Annotated in this window: 14 protein-coding genes; 9 read left to right on the top strand and 5 right to left on the bottom strand. The window is 70.6% G+C overall.

From position 1 onward, the window contains the following. Positions 1 to 23: 23 nt before the first annotated feature. The 5 genes from C1A33_RS27940 (at position 24) to C1A33_RS27920 (ending at position 6,023) form a co-directional block, all read left to right on the top strand. Positions 24 to 575 (top strand): hypothetical protein, encoded by a 552-nt coding sequence (locus tag C1A33_RS27940; RefSeq protein ID WP_101834739.1) that lies wholly within the window; start codon positions 24 to 26, stop codon positions 573 to 575. A 472-nt stretch (positions 576 to 1,047) separates the two neighbouring features. Beyond that, positions 1,048 to 1,200, top strand: coding sequence for a hypothetical protein (locus C1A33_RS38465; RefSeq protein ID WP_243408014.1), 153 nt, complete (start codon positions 1,048 to 1,050; stop codon positions 1,198 to 1,200). Beyond that, positions 1,200 to 1,436 carry a helix-turn-helix domain-containing protein gene (locus tag C1A33_RS38460; protein WP_243408013.1) on the top strand — a complete coding sequence of 79 codons (237 nt, stop codon included), beginning with the start codon at positions 1,200 to 1,202 and terminating at the stop codon, positions 1,434 to 1,436. Before C1A33_RS38465 ends, C1A33_RS38460 begins: the two co-directional genes overlap by 1 nt. A gap of 613 nt (positions 1,437 to 2,049) precedes the next feature. Further along, the gene (locus C1A33_RS27930; RefSeq protein WP_207770544.1) at positions 2,050 to 3,606 is read left to right on the top strand and encodes a hypothetical protein; all 1,557 of its coding nucleotides are present in this window, start codon (positions 2,050 to 2,052) and stop codon (positions 3,604 to 3,606) included. A 380-nt stretch (positions 3,607 to 3,986) separates the two neighbouring features. Continuing rightward, positions 3,987 to 6,023: a serine/threonine-protein kinase gene (locus C1A33_RS27920; RefSeq protein ID WP_101834738.1), complete on the top strand. Its 2,037-nt coding sequence runs from the start codon at positions 3,987 to 3,989 to the stop codon at positions 6,021 to 6,023. A 143-nt stretch (positions 6,024 to 6,166) separates the two neighbouring features. Here the strand turns inward: C1A33_RS27920 and C1A33_RS27915 are convergent, their stop codons facing one another. Next, the gene (locus tag C1A33_RS27915; protein WP_101834736.1) at positions 6,167 to 6,985 is read right to left on the bottom strand and encodes an enoyl-CoA hydratase/isomerase family protein; all 819 of its coding nucleotides are present in this window, start codon (positions 6,983 to 6,985) and stop codon (positions 6,167 to 6,169) included. A 121-nt stretch (positions 6,986 to 7,106) separates the two neighbouring features. Between C1A33_RS27915 and C1A33_RS27910 the strand changes: the two genes are divergently transcribed. After that, the gene (locus tag C1A33_RS27910) at positions 7,107 to 7,538 is read left to right on the top strand and encodes a winged helix-turn-helix transcriptional regulator (protein ID WP_207770543.1); all 432 of its coding nucleotides are present in this window, start codon (positions 7,107 to 7,109) and stop codon (positions 7,536 to 7,538) included. A gap of 124 nt (positions 7,539 to 7,662) precedes the next feature. Here C1A33_RS27910 and C1A33_RS27905 read toward each other — a convergent pair whose 3' ends face one another. Then, positions 7,663 to 8,403: a helix-turn-helix transcriptional regulator gene (locus tag C1A33_RS27905; protein ID WP_101834732.1), complete on the bottom strand. Its 741-nt coding sequence runs from the start codon at positions 8,401 to 8,403 to the stop codon at positions 7,663 to 7,665. A 96-nt stretch (positions 8,404 to 8,499) separates the two neighbouring features. Between C1A33_RS27905 and C1A33_RS27900 the strand changes: the two genes are divergently transcribed. Continuing rightward, complete coding sequence (locus C1A33_RS27900) at positions 8,500 to 9,561, top strand: alpha/beta fold hydrolase (RefSeq protein ID WP_243408012.1); 1,062 nt, start codon at positions 8,500 to 8,502, stop codon at positions 9,559 to 9,561. Here C1A33_RS27900 and C1A33_RS27895 read toward each other — a convergent pair. The 3 genes from C1A33_RS27895 to C1A33_RS27885 form a co-directional block, all read right to left on the bottom strand. Further along, the gene (locus C1A33_RS27895; protein WP_101834779.1) at positions 9,472 to 10,272 is read right to left on the bottom strand and encodes a methylenetetrahydrofolate reductase; all 801 of its coding nucleotides are present in this window, start codon (positions 10,270 to 10,272) and stop codon (positions 9,472 to 9,474) included. The genes C1A33_RS27900 and C1A33_RS27895 overlap by 90 nt on opposite strands. Positions 10,273 to 10,445: 173 nt before the next feature. Next, entirely contained in the window at positions 10,446 to 13,547 is a 3,102-nt protein-coding gene (locus C1A33_RS27890; protein ID WP_101834730.1) for a thioester reductase domain-containing protein, read from the bottom strand. A gap of 51 nt (positions 13,548 to 13,598) precedes the next feature. Beyond that, positions 13,599 to 15,344 (bottom strand): methyltransferase, encoded by a 1,746-nt coding sequence (locus C1A33_RS27885; RefSeq protein WP_101834729.1) that lies wholly within the window; start codon positions 15,342 to 15,344, stop codon positions 13,599 to 13,601. 672 nt (positions 15,345 to 16,016) lie between these two features. Here C1A33_RS27885 and C1A33_RS27880 point away from each other — a divergent pair. Then, on the top strand, positions 16,017 to 16,301 hold the full coding sequence (locus C1A33_RS27880) for a type II toxin-antitoxin system Phd/YefM family antitoxin (protein ID WP_101834777.1): 285 nt from the start codon (positions 16,017 to 16,019) through the stop codon (positions 16,299 to 16,301). A gap of 74 nt (positions 16,302 to 16,375) precedes the next feature. Beyond that, positions 16,376 to 16,582, top strand: a complete 207-nt coding sequence (locus C1A33_RS27875) for a type II toxin-antitoxin system RelE family toxin (RefSeq protein WP_243408011.1) — start codon at positions 16,376 to 16,378, stop codon at positions 16,580 to 16,582. The last annotated feature ends 7 nt before the right edge of the window (positions 16,583 to 16,589 follow it).

Below are 16,589 nucleotides of genomic sequence, written 5' to 3'. Positions count from 1 at the left end.
GCAGGAGAAGGCGAGGATGAAAGATGACGGAAGACCGGTCCAGAATCGACGGCATCCAGGTGGACCTCGCGGAGTACGAGCACCTCAAGGCAGAGCAACTCGGCCGGATCGGTGTTCGTGACAATCTCGTTTACGCCACGCTGGCCGCGTGCGGCGGCGTGGTCGCGCTCGCCTTCAGCGCGGGCCGGGAACGCATCCCGGCGCTGCTACTCCTTCCCCCGGTATGTCTGGTGCTTGGTTGGACCTATCTGGTGAACGACCAGAAGGTATCCGCCATCGGGCGCTATCTACGCCGCGTGCTCGGCCCCCGTCTCGGCGAAGGCGCGCGGCGCACGTCGCTGGGCTGGGAGACCGAGCACTGCCTGGACGCCGCTCGTCGACGCCGGAAGCTTACCCAGCTCGGTGTAGAGCTAGTGCTGTTCTGCGGTTCCAGCGTCAGCGCGCTCACTGTGTTCTGGTCACTGGCATTCCCGATACCGTTGCCGCTTCTCACCGTGTCGCTCGTCGAGGCTGCCGTGCCGCTACTACTCGCGCTGGAGATCGTCCGCTGCGCGGACACAGCCCGCGTGCCCTGACGGGTTCGCAATGAAACGGCTCGGCGTGGCCCACGGCGGCTTCCATCATGATCGGTCGGGATGCCGAGGTCGTCGAGGGTCGTCCACAGGGAGACGAGGGCCTGCTCGGGGTGGCGGTAATATGCGGAGCCGCGGACTGGCCGGAGGACAGCAGGCGACGAGCCGCTCGACGAGGGCCACCGCCTCCGGCTCGTTGACGTCGCCGAACTGGCTGCCCTCCCGCACGCCGTCCAGCACCCGAACGGGTCGGACCAGCGCGCCGATCCGCGGTCCCGCTCCTCCCGTACCGGCAGGATGCGGCCGTCGTAGATCCGGTTGAGGTCGTGCAGCGCGGACAGCCACGTCCGCGCCTGGCGCCAGCACCGCAGCCGGGGCAGGTCGGCGGCGCGACGCCGCCGGGCACCGCGCCCGTCACCAGCCTTCGAACAGATCGGCGATCTTCGTCTGGGCGAACGAGATCGCGCGTGGTCTGGTGATCCCGCCACACCGCGACGGGGGCCAGGCTGAGTACGTCACCGCGCCGGTCGCCGGGGAGGGCGAGGACCAGCGGCTGGCCTTCGTCCTCGCCTGGGCCCGGGGGCACCTCGATCATTCGCTCACGGTCGACACGCTGGCCGAGCTCTGATGAGCCGTCGCTCGTTCGCCCGGCACTTCCGATCGGCCACCGGGACCTCTCCGCACGCGTGGCTGCGCGACCAGCGCCTGTCGCTGGCCGAGGAGCTGCTGGAAACGACCGGCCTGTCCATCGAGCAGATCGCGACACGCGTCGGCTACCGTCACGCGGCCATCCTCCGCGAGCAGTTCGCCGCCCGCCGCGGGGTGTCCCCCAGCGCCTACCGCCGCACGTTCCGCCGCGCCTGACAACCGGCCTGAGCACGTCGACGCGAAGCAAAAAGTTCAGACTATGCCCGTTTGTCCCGATTTCGCGGGGTGCGTAGACAGGGGTGCGTCCGGGTGTGAGGCTTCGTAACCAGCGAATCCCAGGGGGGCCTGGACGGAGGTGCCGGTGATCCCCTGATCCGTTGCTCGCTCACCGCCCGCCCGGTTCTCGGGCCGGCCCAGCCGTCAGCGCGGGTCGCGGCCTTTCCGCCGACCGCTGCGCCACGGCGACAGCACCGACGCGATCGGGCGTGCCACCGGTCCGCGTCGCCCCCGTTCTCGGCCCCACTTCTCGCGGCGACTCCCCGCGTCGCGACCGCCCCACACACAACGCGTGGCATTGCCGTGCCCACAGAAACCGACAGCGCCTGTCACCTGCCTCCGTCGCGGCTGTGCCGCCATTCCGGCATTGCGGCAGCACGTTCGGCGGCCCACCGGCGGCCCACCGGCGGCCTCGCCCGCGCGCGAACGGCCGTGAAGACGTTCCGTTCCCAGAAAGGACTGCGCCATGCCATCCCTGGCCGAACGGTTGCACCGGAGGCGGTCCGCCTCCCTGTCCCCGAGTGAAACCTCATCCCCACACGGACCATCCGGCGTGGGACGCGAATCGTCCGGAGGCAGACGGCGACCCGCCGCCGTCGCCGCCACCGGGCTCGCGATCTGCGCGCTGGCGGCGGGCTGTACCAGCAGTCCGAGCGGGGGCCCCACCAGGCCGACCAGGGTTCACCTCGCCGCGGCGACCGCCGATCCGAACGCGAACTGCACGCTCATCGTGCCGGCGAATCCGCTGACGCCGGCGGGCCTCGCGACGCCCTACCAGCTGACCGCCACCAATCCGGCCGACGGCCCCTGCAACGAGGCGAACATCGCCCAGTCCGCCTTCGTCCAGGGCGCCATCATCACCCAGGACGGCCAGCTCACCCTGTATGACCCGCTGGTGATCGACGCGGGCACCCAGCCCGCCGCGCCGCCCGCCATGGCGCAGGTCCCGGCGGGCGCCACGGTCGGTCTCTGGTTCGGGTTCAACGGCGACAACCTCACCCTGCAGGCGGCCAACGGAACGGACAGCCTCGCTCAGGGCAACTGTGTCAACGGCCTGAACGGCTCGATCTTCGGTCAGTTCGCGCACTGCAACGCCCCGGCGTTCTTCCAGACCGCGAACCAGCAGATCGCCGCGAACAAGCTGCAGGTCCCGCCGCTCGGCATGGCGAAGGACGGCCTGCCCTGCCCGACCGTGCGCGACTTCTCGCTCATCGACCAGGACCAGAGCGACAACGTGACGGCGCAGTACCTGGCGCTCCCCAACGGCCAGACCGCGCAGAAGAACGCCGCGGCGGCCGCCGCGATCGGGAACGCCGTCAACAACGCGGTGAACCTGGCGAACGCGAGCGACAACGTCCTGCTGGACGTGTTCGTCCTCCCGACGCTGGGCTGCACCCCCTCGACCCGGCCCAACGGCGCCCAGGACGGCCAGGCCACCGGGTCGCTTCCGCTGAACGAGCTGCAGGCCGCCGCGTTCCAGGCGGCGCCGATCGCGCTGCTGCCGCTCAACGACCCGATGACGCTCGTCAACAACAACCCGAGCGCGGACAAGACGAACCTGTTCCGGCTTGGGGTCGATCAGCCCCCGCTCGGCGCCGCCGGCAGTGACAACGGGGACGGCGCCGCGTACTGCAACAACCTGTTCACCAACCCGGCCGGTATCCGCCGGGTCTTCAACGCCCAGGCGATCTTCGCCGCGGGCCAGACTCCGGACGCCGCGACCGGCACCAACCTGTTCACCTTCCTCGCCGCCCGGGCCAACGGCTCGTTCGAGAACCTCAACTGCGCGAACTTCGGCGTCGCCAACCCGATCACGCTGACCCTGGACGGGAACGGCGTCGCCACAGCCGCCGCCATCGCTCCCGCCGGCCAGCCCGCTCCGGCCGCAGGCGGACAGGCGGCAGGCGGACAGGCGGCGCCAGCCGCCGGTGGTCAGGGCATGCCAGCCGCGGGCGGACAGGCCGCGCCGGCCGCTGGTGGGCAGACCACCCCGGCCGCCGGTGGGCAGACCACCGCGCAGGCGGGCGGGCAGACGGCGGCGACGACGGCGGCCCCGCCGCGCAACGGCCGCCGCCAGGTCGGCATGCAGGGCCGGTTCCGCAACTGGTGACACCGCCGACCCGGCGAGCCTCGGCGCACGCCGGGCGACGGGGCAGGTAAGGGCTGGGGTGCGGGCGGACAGCCGCCCGCACCCCAGCCCGTCCCGTTCAGGCCGCGTCCCCCTCAGGATCTTGCGACAGATCCCTCACGATCATGACGGCAGACACGTCACGATCATGACGGCAGATCCACTACGTGATCAAGATCCGGACGACCCGCACGCCCCGAGTCGCCTGATGACCTTCGTCCTCGACCGCCTGGTCTGACCTGGCGGGCACCCCGGCCACGTCTGCAGAGCGCTTTGTGGCGGCTTCGTCGCGGCCTACTAGGCTCAGGACCAATGGCGCCTGATGGGGACGAAGTGGGACGACGGACCTCGCGGATCGATCGGTGATCGTCGACCGGGAACGGGTGGCGAAGGCCCTGCCTGGTTATGTCCTGGGTGATCAGCTCGGGTCAGGGGCGTTCGGGCTGGTGTTGGCGGGCACGCACCGTCAGATGGGCCGGCCGGTGGCCATCAAGGTGATGGAGGCCACGGGCACCGCGGCCGCGACGGCGGACTTTGGCGCCGAGGCGCAGGTGCTGGCGAGGCTCGATCATCCGCACATCGTGCGGGTCTACGACTACGTCGAGGACATGGGCCTCTGCCTGGTCGTGATGGAGCTGCTGTCCGGGGGCACCCTCACCGTTCGACGGACGTCGATGAGCCCCGAGCGAGTCTGCGCGGTGGCGCTGGCGGTCGCCGCGGCGCTCGAGCACGCGCACGGCCACAAGGTGCTGCACCGCGACATCAAGGCCGACAACATCCTGTTCGCGGGTGACGGCACCCTCAAGGTGACCGATTTCGGCATCTCCAAGCTGTTCGAGGGGTCGGGAACGACCACCACCGGCATCGCCGGCACGCCGGCCTACATGGCCCCGGAGCAGGTCGAGGGTGGCCAGCTGGGCCCGTGGACCGATCTGTACGCCCTGGGGATCGTCCTGTACGGCTTGTTCACCGGACGGCTGCCGTTCGACCCGAGGCTGCCGCTGCTCACGTTGCTCAACCACCAGTTGACCGAGCAGCCGCCGCCGATGGACGGAGTGGCCGCTCCGCTCGCCGGCGTGGTGATGCACATGCTGGCCAAGGCCCCCGCCGACCGCCCCGCGGACGCCGCCACCCTCGCCCTCGAGCTCGCGTCCGCGGCCGCCTCCGTGTTCGGTGCCGGGTGGACCGCGCGCGGGCAGGCGCCCCTGCATCTCGGGGACGCGGTGCGGTCCGCCGCCGACCGTCCGCCGCTGGTCCCGCCCGCGCCGCCCGCGTCCCTCTCCCCGGCCACGGCGGCGCCCAGGTCTCTCTCCGGTGCCACTGCCACGGCCGCGCCCACGCCTCTCTCCGGTGCCACTGCCACGGCCGCGCCCACGTCTCTCTCCGCGGCGACGGCGGCGCTCGCGTCTCCCTCGCCGGCCGCGGCGATGACCGCGTCGGCGACCCTGGCACCGCCCAGCGCGCCCGCCGCGCCCGTCGTGCAGCCCTCCCCCGCGGGCCCTGGCCTCCCATCGCGTGATGCCGGCGAGGGAACTCCCGTACCGACCGGGGGGTCCGGCCCGCCGGCGTCGGACGAGCGCGCGTCCGAGGCGTCGGGGCCGTCCTTCGACATCAGCCCGGGCGCCGCGCAGCCGTCGGCGGACGGTCCCGCGCAGAAGCCCCCCGCGGATCCGCCCGCCGGTTCACACGTCGTCAGCAGGCCGCGACGGGGGCACGGCCCCTGGATCGTCGGTGTCGTCGTACTCGCTCTGATGGTGACGGTGGGAGTGGTCGTGCTGTCCCCGCATCACCGGACAGCACCTCGACAGCCCACGGCGCCCGCGCCCGCCTCGGCGTCGGCCACCACTGCGCCCGTGGCCGGGTCCACGCGGTCGCCGTCGGCGAGGCCGGCTGACGCCGCGCCACCCGCCACCGAGGCGACGATCCCGCCCAGCGGTGTCGGTACGGCCGCCGCGGGCGGCGCCGGACCGGCGAACGCCCCCGCGGTGCCCAGTACCGCGGCGACGATCCCCGCCACCCGTGCCACCCAGGGCCCGACCGCCTATGCGATCAAGGGCATCAACGGCGGCGACGACGCGGCACAGGTCCCGGGCTCCGAGGCGGACACCTCCTGGGTGGCCAACGACGCGGCATGCTCAGCCTGGCTGGACAGCAACGGCTCCGGCGGCCTCGCCGGCGTGCTCAACACCTCGCTATACCAGTCCTGCGTCGCCGAACTCTTCCGCAGCGACGGGATGGCGTACACCTTCTCCGCGTCCTGGGGCGCCAAGAAGACGAGCTTCCTGCCAGCAGCGGGATACACGATGTGGATCTGCGTCTGGAACGCCAACAGCCAGTCCACCACCGAGGTGTGCTCACCCCGCTTCGGCCTGAACGGCACCACCCCGGTCAGGAAGTAGTTCGCCTGCGCTGGACGACCAGTTCACCGCTCTGGTGTGGCCGCGGCGGCGATGAGGCGCTGCCACGTGGTGCCGGCAAACGTCGTCCCGGTCGTTGACGGGGTGATGGACGGGACGCGGCCGGAACCGCCGGCGCACCGGCCTTACAGGTGTCGCTCGATCAGGTTCTCGAGATCGAGTTCGCCGTCGCGAGTCTGGGCGCCGGCGGCGAGCAGGTCGGTGCTGCGCTGGACGGCCGTCGGGCTGGTGAACAGCGACAGGAGCAGCTCGCCTTCGACCGCGAGCCCTTCCTCCAGCGGTAGGCTCGCCGCGTCCACGGCCTTCGTCGCCGCGGTGACGGCCGCCCGGGGATACGACGCGATACGCAGGGCCAGCCGCGCGACGAAACCGTCGAGTTCCTGCGCGGGCAGGGCTCGGTTGACCAGCCCGTAGTGTTGCGCGGTCTCGGCGTCGATGACGTCCGCACCCAGGATGAGTTCCAGGGCACGGGCACGACCGGCCAGACGCGGCAGAAACTGTGTACCACCACCACCGGGAAGGATCCCGAGGCTGACCTCGGGCTGCCCGAACCATGCCCGCTCGCTGGCGGCGAACCGCATGTCCAGGCTGGACAGGAACTCGTTGCCCCCGCCGCGGACGCGCCCGGACACGGCGGCGATGGTGACCTGCGGCAGGCTCCGGTATCGCTGATGAAGGCTCATCCCCGGCCCGGCCATGTACTCCTGCAGCGCACCCGCGTCCACGATCAGTCGCATGTCGCCATGCGCCAGGAAGAACTCCGGGTTGGCGCTCGCGAAGACGATGACCCGGACCGTGTCGTCGGCGCGCACCTCGGTGTTGAAGCGGTCAAGCTCGGTGACCAGGGCCAGGTCGAGCAGGTTGATGGGCGGATGGTCGATGACCACGAACGCGACGCCCTCCGTCACCCTGACCTCCAGCGACGCGTACCCCTCGTACCCCATCCACAACTCCTCTGGCTTCGATTTCGCTAGCCAGACCCTAGCTGACTTCGCCATCAGAAGCCAAGGGGGTAGCCTGAGCCGCGTGGAGTGGACGTCTGTTGATCTTGGGAACTGCCCCATCGTGCGCGCGCTCGAGGTCGTGGGCTCCCGGTGGACGATCGTCGTCCTGCGGGAGGCGTTCAACGGCGTGCGCCGCTTCGAGGACTTCCAGCGGCATCTGGGCGTCTCACCGTCGGTGCTCAGCAACCGCCTCAGGGAGATGACCGATGACGGGCTCCTCCGGCGCGAGCCATACCGCGAGGAAGGCACCCGTGAGCGCCACGAGTACCACCCCACCACCAAGGCCTGGGATCTCTATCCGGTCGTCGTCGGGCTCATGCAGTGGGGAGACCGGTACCTCGGCGACGGTGACGGCCCGCCCGTCCACCTGGTCGACACCGTCACCGGCAGGCCGGTGATCGCCGCCGTCGTCCCCCACGACACCGCCACCTGCGCCCCGTCGACCATCACCGTGGTGCCGGGTGCGTCGTGCAGGGTCGCGACGACCCCCTGACCCTCGAACCGGCGGCGCTCCGACGACGTCGCGGCCTCCGGGCACCATGCCCGCTTCGGCCGCGTCGTGGACGCTGAGGTTGTGCCGCAGCTCCCACCTCCGGGGAGGACAGGGCCAGGACGGTTCACAACCGCGTCTTGCGGGCGTAGTGGGCGGGCGTGACGCCGAAGGCGTCCCGGAACGCGGCGGTGAAGGCGCTCGGGTTGCTGTAGCCGCAGGCACACGCGACGGCGGTGACCGGCTCCCCCTTGGCGAGCAGCGTGAGGCCATGGTGCAGTCGGAGCTGGGCCCGCCACTGCGGGAAGGTCATCCCGGTCTGGCGGCGGAACAGGCGACTCAGGGTACGTTCGCTCGCCCCGACGGCGGCACCGAACTCCGCCAGCGTCCGCGGATCGGCGGGGTCACCCGCCAGGGCCGCTGTGACAGCGGCGAGGCGGTCGTCGTGCGGCTGGGGCAGACAAAGCCTGGGCTCGGTCACCGGCCGCAGCGAGCGCAGCAGGACGGCTGTCAGGTCGCGGCGGTCGACGGCGGCCAGGTCCGTCGCGGTGAGCGCCAGGATGATCTCGCGCAGCAGGGCGGGCACGTCCACCACGGTCGGGTCGAGGGACCCGAACGGATCGTCCGCGTCCCGGAAGGCCAGGGAGTGCATGTGGGTGGGGCCGTGTGCTTGGTGCGCGTGGCCCACACCGGCCGGCAGCCACACGGCCCGCAACGGTGGCACCACCCACGAACCGACCTCGGTCACCACTCGCAGGACCCCGGTGCCCGGATAGACGAGCTGGTGCTCGGTGTGGTCGTGCCAGTCGATCCGTTGCCGGTCCGTCAACCGCCGCAGTTCCGGCCCGGCGAGGAAATGGCGGTTCATCGACAGAACTCTACGGCCTGAGGGTGGACCGCCACCCAGCTCGGCGCCCATGCTGGCGGTCCGGATACGAAGAACCGATGCCAGGGAGACCGCCCCATGACCGTGCCGCATCGGATTTCCGCCCCCGACGGCTGTGTTCTCGTCGCGGAGGTGAGCGGGCATGGCCCGGTCGTGGTGCTGCTGCACGCGGGCGGTCCCGACCGGCGCAGTCTCGATCCGTTCGCCCGGCGGCTGGCCGGCCGTCACATGGTCGTGCAGCCCGACATCCGGGGCTACGGCGGCTCCGTCTGCCGCGACCCGGCCCGCCACACCTGGGACCAGTACACCGTCGACGTCCTCACGGTGCTCGACGGGCTCGCCGAGGCCGGCGTGGTGGCGGCGAACGTGGGTGTGGTGGTGGCCGGGGTCGGGCTTGGCTCCACGATTGCGCTTCGTCTGGCCATCGCCCGGCCCGACCGGGTGACGGCGGTGGTGGCCCTCGGCGTCGAGGACATCGAGGACGACGAGGCCAGGGGGGCCGAGATCGCGTACCTCGACGCGTTCGCCGTCCGCGTCCGCGACGAGGGGTTGGCGGCCGCCTGGGCGCCGATCGTCGCCAGGCTGCCACCGGTCGTCGAGGCGATGGTCACGGACGCGATCCGACGCAGCGATCCGGCCAGCATTGCCGCGGCCGCGTCCATCGCGCGGGACCGCAGCTTCCGCCAGGTCGACGACCTGGCCGCGGTCCGGGTGCCGACGCTGGTCTTCGCCGGCACCGACTGGCGCCACCCACGCGCACTCGCCGAGGCGGCCGCGCGTGCAATGCCGGCGGCCACGATGGCGGCGGGCGAGATCGGGCCGGCCGTCCGGACCGGAGAGGATCTGGCCGACGCACTCATGCCGGAGTTGCTGGACTTCCTCGACGGTCCCGCGGCAAGAGCTGGATCTCCCGGTTCGACCGCGGCGAAGTCTCCACCGTCGACGTCATCGCCCGCTCCGTCCAGGCGCTCGGCGGCCAGCCCCAGATCTCCGTCGTCTTCGGCGACGACCTCCACGGCATGGGAAGGGGGGGCCGGGCTTCCAACGTGGTCAGAGGAGTCCTTCGAGGTGGGCGGCGACCTGGCGGTAGCGGCTGACGGGGACGAGATGGACACCGGCGAACGCGGCGCTGTCACGTAGGCGGAGGATTTGTTCGCAGGCGGCGTCGACTCCTGCGGCCTGGTCGCGCTCGACCCGTTCGACGAGGTCAGTGGGGATGTCGATGTCGGGGATGGTCGTGGCGAGGCGCCGGGCCATCCCGGCGCTGGCAAGGACCATCACGCCCGCGTAGACAGGCCGATCGATCGGGTGGGTATCGCGCCAGCGCAGAAGGGCGTCCACCGAGTAGCTGACCTGGACGAAGACGAAGTCGGCCGCGTGCTTCCAGGCGGGCAGCGCTCGCAGGCCCGCCGCCGTGCCGACGCGGAAGGGGGGCCGGCCGGCGTAGACCGGGTCGTCGGCGACCGCGCGAACTTCCTCGATCATGGCGCGTACGGTGAGGTCGCCGGTCCGGTTCCCGGCGGTGGGTTTGTCGCCCTGGACGAAGAGGAACTCCCCGACGCCGTAGGCAGCGGCGGTGAGCAGGTCGCGGCGGAACCCGAGCAGGTTGCGGTCGCGGGAGTTCACACAGGCGATACTGTGCCCGCCCATCGCTTGAACCTCATGGGCGACGGCAATGCTGGACACCGTCGCGCGCCCCAGGTGATTGTCGGGAATCAGAAAGGCGTCGGCGACGGGGGCAAGAACGCCGATCTGGTGGCGGGCGTGGGTGAGATCGGGCCGAGTCGGCGGTTCGATCTCGCAGATCAGTTCGAAGCCGTTCGTCGAGGTTCCTCGGCTCGCGCTGCCGATCTCGTTCCGGGCTACCGCCTGCTCAGTCAATGCCGCCTCCACGTTCCCAGGGCGAGTCCGCCCCACCCGAGCCCCAGTATCGCTGGCCCATGACGAGCGGTTGGCCGCAGACCTCCCGGCCGGACGATGCGGACCGGACCCGGGCCAGCTGGTTAGCCCGCGTCGATCGGGTATCAGGCTGGCCGCAACGCCACCGCTGCCGCCGCCGGTGCCGTGTTCGGCGCGGGGAGGAACCCCGTCGTCACGAAGAACGTCACATAGGTCTCGACCAGCTCCGGCGTGATGGCCGGGCAGGCGATACCGCCCGCCGCGAGCGTGGCGCTGGTATCCAGCGGCGGGAGGTCGCCCGCGCCCGTTGCCGTGATCGTCTGGAATGTGTCGAGCAGGGGGTTGAGGACGTTGTGGAGGTCGGCCCGTACCCGCTCAGCCCAGTCGACGGCGTCCAGGTTCTCAATCTGGTAACCACACGATCGCAGCTGCCGCACCAGGGTGGCGAAGGACAGCGCCGTGTCGTTCTGCACATGGAACGTGCCGCCGGCCATGCCCCGGGACAGCACCGTGACCACACCACTCACATAGTCGGCCGGGACCATGCGGAACGCCCCGCCGAGATCACACGGCGCGGACCGGGCCTGCACCATCCCCTTGACGCTGAGCCAGACGAAGTCCCGCGTCTGGCAGGCGCCGTTGACCTGGTCGCCACACACGGCGTCCACCCGGTACATCGAGACCGGCAGGCCGCGGGACCGGGCGATATCGATCATTTCCTCGGCGACCCACTTGCTCTGGCGGTAGCCGCTGTCCAGGGCCTCCGGCGGCCCCGTCGGATCGGCGGGACGCAGTGGAACCTCTCCGGCACCGGCCGTCCCGAACACGCCGATGGTCGAGATGTGGTGCACCGGCACCGTACGGTGCCGGGCCGCCAGCCGGAGGATCTCCTCGGTGCCCGACACGTTCGCCGCCCTCAGCTCCTGGTACGGCAGCAACCAGTTCACCTCGCCACCGGCGTGGTAGACGCCGTCGAGACGCCGTGCGAGGTCGTCGAAGCGTTCCTCGGTCAGACCGAGCCTCGGCTGGGCGAGGTCGCCCAGCACGATCTGGATCCGGGGCGGGTCCACCGCCAACCGGTAGTACGACAGGTTCGCGCGCAGCCGCGCCAGCGCGTCCCGTTCGGTGGCGCCACGGACCAGGCAGTGCACGACCGCACCGGTGTCCCGCACGAGGTCTCGCAGCAGGAAGGCGCCGACGAATCCGGTGGCGCCGGTCAGAAGCAGGTGCCGCGGCTCGGTCACGGCGGCCACCACCTCGGCCGCGGGGACGATGTCGGCCGCGAGCCGACCCTCGGCCGCGAAGTCGATCTTCAGGGTTGCGGCATCGACGAGGTCATGGGCACCGGCCAGGTAGACGGCGAGCGCGGCCGGTGTCGGATGGGTGAAGACCGCGGTGCTGGCGAGCGCGAGCCCGGTCGCCTCCCCAAGCTCGTTGGCCAGCCGTACAGCGCCGAGCGAGGTCAGGCCCTGGTCACGAAAAGGGGTGTGCCGCATCAGCTCCGTGGTGATGGCGTCGCCCGAGAGTTCCGCGATGACAGCACGTGCCCTTGCCATGACCAGATCCAGCAACGAGGCGGAATCGGCCGGTCCGACCGTTCGTCCCGGCGGCTGGGCCGGGAACTCGGCCACCAGGTCAGCCAGCCGGCGTCGGGCGATCTTTCCGGTCGCGGTACGCGGTATCGCCGGCAGCACGACGATGTCGACCGGCATCTTGTAGCGTGCCACGCCTTTGGTGACGAGGTGCTCGGTGACGTCGCGCAGGGTCACGGTGGACCCCTCCGTGACGACGACGCACGGATACTCACCGAGGCGGGGATCCGGTCGGCCCACCACCGCCGCGGGCCCGATGCCCGGCAGGTCGGCGAGCAGTTCCTCGACCTCGATCGAGCTGAACTTCTGTCCACCCACGTCGATCAGCTCGGCGATCCGGCCGTGAAACGCGACGAGGCCGCCCGCGTCCACGCTGGCCAGGTCGCCGGTCCGCAGCCAGCCGTCCGCCGGCAGCGTCCGCGCCGACAGCTCGGCGTCGCCCAGATATCCCCGAAACGCGTAGGGACTGGCCACCCACAGCTCGCCGACGTCGCCGGGCGCACAGTCGACGTCCTCGCGCACCACCCGCACGCGGGCGCCGGGAACCGGGCGGCCAATGCTGCGGGTGGCGACCTCGTCCGGGTCGTGAGCGCTGGTGAACAACCCGGCGCCCAGCTCGGACATGCCCCACTGCACGACGACCGACGCGGCACAGTGGCGGCGAAGGCCGTCCACCAGCGCGGACGACACCTTCGCCCCGCCTGTTCGCACCTCGCGCAGGCGAACGGACTCCCGTGGGCCGCCATCGCCCGCGTCACCATCGCCTGCGTCGACATCGCCTGCCCTGACCTCGTCCAGCCGGGTGAGCAGATCACGCAGTTGCGTCGGCACCGCGAACAGCACGACGGAGTCGACCGCGGCTCGGGTGAGGCTGATCAGCCGCTCGCTGTCCCAGGCGGACAGCAGGAGCTGGGTGGTCCTGGCGAACAGGCTGACGTGGACGGACAGGAGCCCGAACAGGTGACTGAAAGGGCTCGCGCTGATGATGCTGTCCGTCCGGCGCGGAGGCCCGGCGACCACGACCGCGGCGGCGTTCGACAGCAACCCGTCGTGGCTGTGCATGGAGATCTTCGGCCGCAGCGAGGTCGTCGCCGACGACGGCAGCAGGAGGAACGGATCATCCGGACGCACCTGGACGGGCCTCGCCCGGACGCCGGCGAACTCTGCCATCAGGTCGCGGACCGTGCTGTGCCGTTCCTGCCGGCGCGAGCCCGTCACCAGAACCACGGCGGCCGACTCCGCGAGTTCCGGCGTCACCCGCCCGGCGGGCACCACCACCACGCGCGCCCCGCTCCGCCGCACCAGCGTCACCAGGTCGAGCGGGCCGTTGTTGCCATGGACTGGCAGGAGCACCGCGCCGACGGCGGCCACGGCGACGTGCAGGACCAGGAAATCGTGACTGTTGGGGACCTGGGCGACCACTACCTCGCCCGCGGTCACGCCGTGTTCCTGCAGGCCTCGGGCCAGTGCTTCGGAGGCGTCCCACCATTCCCGCCAGGACCACGAAGTGTGCCCGTCTGCGAAAGCCACGTTATCCGGGCCAGATTCGACCGCAGCGCGAAACAGGTTCGGGAGGGTGTGACCGAGCAGGGCCACGCCGGACTTCGCGTGGTAGTCGCCGACGGTCAGAGCCATCGTGCACCTCCGTGAGAGATCCCAGGGGCGATTCCCAGGCCGGGCCAATCCCTACGCCGCCCGCGTCACCAACAACGAGAGACCGTGCCAGACGGGGAGGACGGTCTCGAGGACGAAGCCGGTGTCCGCCATCATCCGTGCGTACTCGTGGCGAGTCCGTTCCCGTCCACCGGTGATGGCGAGCATCTGCAGATCCCAGGTGAGAGCGGGAGAGGACACGGACTCGTCGGACAGCACCCGCTCGATCGCGAGCAGGGTGGTCCCCGGCCGCATCGCCTCCCGGCACCGGCCGAGCAGCCGCTCGCATCGCTCGTCGTTCCAGTCGTGCAGAACCCGGCTCAGAAGATAGAGGTCGCCCCGTGCCGGCACCTCGTCGAAGAAGTCTCCCTCGACGAGTTCGACGCGGTCGGTCGCGGCGGCGGCACCCGTGATGACCGACCGCGCGGTGACCGAGCCGGCGGTGATCACGTGTTTCCGGTCGAACAGCACGCCGGTCGCCAGGGGCGCCCGGTCCAGGATGGCGCGCAGCAACGTGCCGTCACCACCGCCGATGTCGACGACGCGCCGGGCCGCGGAGAAGTCGTAGGCGCCACTCAGACGGGCGATCAACGCCTGCGTGGAGGCCGCCATCGCCCGGTTGAACCGTCCGCTCAGTTCGGGATGGTACTCGAAGTACTCGAAGTGCTCGTGGCCGAAGACCTGGCCGAACGCACTGTCTCCGGTCCGGACCGCATGTCCGAACTCGCCCCAGGCGGTGAAGAACTCGCCGCCGTAGAGAAGCGCCAGGTCGGCGAAGTCGCTGTCCCGCCGTAGCAGTTCGAGGATCGGCGTGCTCGCGTAGTGGTCGCCCGCAACGGCCACGACACCGAGACCGGCGAGGTAGCGCAGCAGCCGCGTCACCGCGGAAGGCTCGGCGCCGACTGTCGAGGCAACCTGTGGTCCGGTCAACGGACGGGCGGCCAGAGCGTCCGCGATACCCAGTTCCGCGGTCACGGACAATGCCTTCGTCGTGATATGCCCGGTCACCAGCTCGAGCAGACGTATCTCCGGCTCCGCCCCCGGGATCCTCGATGCCGGGACCGTCACATGCTCGGCGACCGTCACATGCTCGGCGGTGCGCTGGGCCGTGTACTCGGCCGCATGTTCGGCGAGCGCCCTCTGGCGATGTCCTCCGCAGAACAGTTCGAGTCGACGGAATCCGCACCCACCCGTGCTGCCGTCGTCTGACATGGCGAAGTAGAACACCGAGCGGCCGCCCTGGCCGGCCTGTTCGAAGGAGTTGTGACCACCGCCGTCGGCCCGCAGGCTGGTCCGGTGCGAGATCAGTTCCCGCGTGATGTCGAGGGATTCCGGTGCCGTTTCGAAGGCGATGTGCGTCTCGAAGGCACCGAGCCGTTCGCGGGCGGCGATGCCGTTCTCGTCCGCCCGGTTCTCGAGCCCGGGAACGACGAAGACCTCGAGTGCGTGGTGTGGGCGGCTCGGTCGCATGCCGGTCACGATGGACACCGAAAGAGCCTCCGGGGCCCGGCCGTACCGGTCGGCCAGCCGGGCCCGGACGAGGGTGCTCGGAACCGGCTCGCCCACCGCCAGGCCGCTCAGCCGGAGGAAGTCGACGACCTCGCTGACCCGGTCCGGGAAGACGGCCAGAGCGATGTGCTTGACCGTGCAGTGACCGGCCAGGTCGGCGGCTGTCTCCGCGTCCCCGCCGAGGAGCAGTTCGAGGGCTTCTCCGGTGTCCAGAACGTCGATTTTGGACAGCATCTCCGTCAGGCGCGTGAGGTCGGGCACGTCGATCATGTCTGTCTCCGGGCTCAGGCCTCGTCGATCTCTCGAGCGGCGGCGTCGAGTCGTCGACAGGTCGACTTTGCGTATTAGTTTTTGATGAACGTTGCGAAGTTCGCAGATCGAGGTCGCGGGTAGCTTATCGAGAAACTCTCGACTGCCGCCCTCCTCGGCGATCGTATTTCGCACATGACGTATCGCCCGCAGCGCGTACGGACCATAGCAGAAAGGATGAAGAAGACGCAGGTCGGTCGGTGGTGTCGCATCAGGGCTCGTGCATGCTCGCGTCACGACCGGGAGGGCGTGGCATCGCTCGCGTGGCCGGTGTGTCGGTCTTGTCAGGGAAAGTCGTGGAGGTTGGGGGCCGCGGTCGCGGTGATGTGGCCGCGGCGGTCTTCGAGGATGTAGCGGTAGCCGGCGGCGCGGAGCGTGTCGAGGACGGCGCCACAGAGGATCGCGAGGTCGGCGGGGCTCGGCCGGGCCGGACTAGGGCATCAGGCTCGCGGCCACGGTGGCTCCCAGCTCCCAGCTCCCAGCACGCCTCCCAACCCTTGGCCTCCTCGCCCATCCTCCGCGCGGCTGCCCTTCTCACCTGCCCCGTCAACGACAGCCCCGCCGGACGAGCAGCTCGAGGCCAGACACCCTCCAGAACGACCCGAAAAGCGACCGGTCCCTATAATGACCTCCGTGGAGACCATTCCTATCACCGAGGCGAAGGCCCGCATCGCCGAGCTGGCCGAGCGGGTGGCCAGCCAGCATGATCATTTCACGATCACGCGCAACGGGCGTGCGGACGTGATGTTGATCTCCGTCGCCGAGTACGAGTCGATGCGCGAGACCCTCGATCTCCTGTCGGACGACGAGGCCCTCGCGGATCTGCGGCAGTCCCGGGACGACTTCGCCGCGGGCGACACCTTCACGCTGGGCGACGTCGCGGCCGAACTGAAGCAACGACGGGCCGGCGGAGGGTGACAGCCGCCGACAGCGCACCCTACGAAATCGCACTGTCGCGCAGGGCACGGAGAAACCTCCACGAGGATCTGCCCTTGGAGGTCGCGGCCGCCGCGCTGGAAACGATTCAGCGAGCAATCGCCACGAACCCCCACCGGGTGGGCAAGCCGCTGGACGAACCCTTCGACGGCTTCTACTCGGCGCGTCGCGGAACCTACCGCATCATCTACCGCATCGACGCCGCCAAGCATCTGGTAGAAATCCACTCCATCCGGCACCGACGAGACGTCTACCACCTCTGAGATCCAG

Origin of the sequence: Frankia canadensis (assembly GCF_900197875.1) — a bacterium.
GTDB classification, from domain to species: domain Bacteria; phylum Actinomycetota; class Actinomycetes; order Frankiales; family Frankiaceae; genus Frankia; species Frankia canadensis.
The sequence above is the reverse complement of the archived record's forward strand: the minus strand, read 5'-3'. Positions and strand labels throughout refer to the sequence as shown.